The organism is Mesorhizobium sp. M0051, from assembly GCF_040323235.1.
Classification (GTDB): Bacteria; Pseudomonadota; Alphaproteobacteria; order Rhizobiales; family Rhizobiaceae; genus Mesorhizobium.
This window is the reverse complement of the sequence record NZ_JAMYUT010000083.1, coordinates 1-1,817: the sequence shown is the minus strand read 5'-3', so window position 1 is coordinate 1,817 and position 1,817 is coordinate 1. Positions and strand designations below refer to the sequence as shown.

At 63.3% G+C, this 1,817-nt stretch carries 2 protein-coding genes; one reads left to right on the top strand and one right to left on the bottom strand.

The features are described 5' to 3' along the window. Positions 1 to 224: 224 nt before the first annotated feature. Entirely contained in the window at positions 225 to 920 is a 696-nt protein-coding gene (locus NKJ90_RS33290) for a helix-turn-helix transcriptional regulator (protein WP_023763217.1), read from the bottom strand. A 128-nt stretch (positions 921 to 1,048) separates the two neighbouring features. On the opposite strand from NKJ90_RS33290, the gene NKJ90_RS33285 reads away from it, so the two are divergent. Next, positions 1,049 to 1,684, top strand: coding sequence for a LysE family translocator (locus tag NKJ90_RS33285; protein ID WP_023763218.1), 636 nt, complete (start codon positions 1,049 to 1,051; stop codon positions 1,682 to 1,684). Positions 1,685 to 1,817 lie beyond the last annotated feature (133 nt).

Here is a 1,817-nt window from a genome sequence, read left to right as displayed (position 1 = left end):
TCACCAGCGTGCCATGGCCGCTTTCGCCTCAGCGCAACGACCGTTCTCTCTCCAAAACTTTTTGCAGAACCTTCAGGACACTATCCCGCGTCGCTTCGCTCCTTGCTTCGACCCAGGATGACGAAGCAACGGGCGTTTCGGCCAATCCCCAAGGCGTGCGACCTGCCAAGGTAAGCACCATCCGACCGGTCAAAAAATTTCCACGCCAAGTATCTGCGGTCACCTCAGCCGCCGGCGGCCGGAGTCTCCCAGCCGTCGACCCAGACCTGTCGCAACCGGTCGCCTTCGCCCTTGAACCGCAGCCCCGTCGCCTGGCAATCCTCGATCCGGTCGCTGCGGAAATTGCGGATCGCCTGGCGCAGCTCGCACCAGGCGACGATATTGGCGGTTTCGGCGTAATAGATCAGGGCGATCGGGCGGACGAGCCGCTCGGAGGCGCGGCCCATTTCGTCGCGATAGGAGAGGTCGAGCTTCTCCTCGTCGCGGATGGCGCGGCGCACCAGCGCCAGATCGATCGCGCCGGTCGAAGGCGCGGCGAACCCCCAGGCATGCAGCGCATTGGCGTCGAACGCTTGGCGCAAGGGTGGTGGCACCGCGCCGGCAATCTTGGCGCTGACGCGCTTGGCCGCCTGCTTGAGCTCGCTGTCCCCGGTGCGCTCCAGCAGCGCCAGTGACAGGACGATCGCCTCCATCTCCTCGATCGAAAACATCAGCGGCGGCAGGTCGAAGCCGGGGCGCAGTATATAGCCGATGCCGCGCCCGCCTTCGATCGGCACGCGCATCGCCTGCAGTGCCGCGATGTCGCGGTAGATCGAGCGCACCGTGACTTCCAGCCGCTCGGCAATCGTCGCCGCCGTCACCGGCTGCCGCGCCAACCGCATGATCTGGATGATCTCGAACAGGCGTGACGCCTTGCGCATTTTCACTCCGGCATCCGATCGCAACTGACACACCATAGTCAGTTGGGCTGACCTATAGGAGCGCCTATCGGGTTGAGAATCAACGCATTCCGCTGCGGCCGGGCCGGGCGAGGCGACGGGCAACTGACATGGATTACGCGGCAAATCTCTGGCTCTTCTGTCTCCTCCTTTTCGGCATCATCATCGTGCCGGGCATGGACATGCTTTTCGTGCTTGCCAATGCGTTGACCGGTGGCGGCAACAGGGGGCTGGCCGCGACAGGCGGCATCATGCTGGGCGGCATGGTGCACACGCTGAACGGCGCGCTCGGCGTCGGCCTGTTGATGCATTTCGTGCCGATCCTCTACAATCCGCTGCTGATTGCCGGCGCCGCCTACATGGCCTTCATAGGCCTGTCGCTGATGCGCAGCTCGATCAGGGTCGGCGCTGCGGGGCCTGCCGGCAGCCGTTCCGCATGGAAGGCGTTTCGCCAGGGGCTGGTGATCTGCCTGATCAATCCAAAGGCCTATCTCTTCGTCTTCGCGGTCTATCCGCAATTTCTGAAGCCGGCCTACGGTCCGATCTGGATCCAGGCTTCCATCATGGGATTGATGACGATCACCATGCAGTTTGCCGTCTATGGCGGGCTCGCCGTCACCGCCGGCCGCAGCCGAAATCTGCTGGTCGCCAATCCCCGGGCGACCGCCTTTGCCGGCCGGGCGGCCGGACTGCTCCTGGTTGCGGTCTCGGTATTCACGGCATGGGAAGGACTGAGAGCGGGGTAGGATATGGATTTCTTGCGAAGAGGACCCCACCCTAACCCTCCCCCTTGTGGGCAGGGCTATCGCATATGAGTAAAGAGCTTGAAGAGGAAGTCTCTGTTCCATCTGGCTCTTCGCATCTTGCTGGCGATGGGTT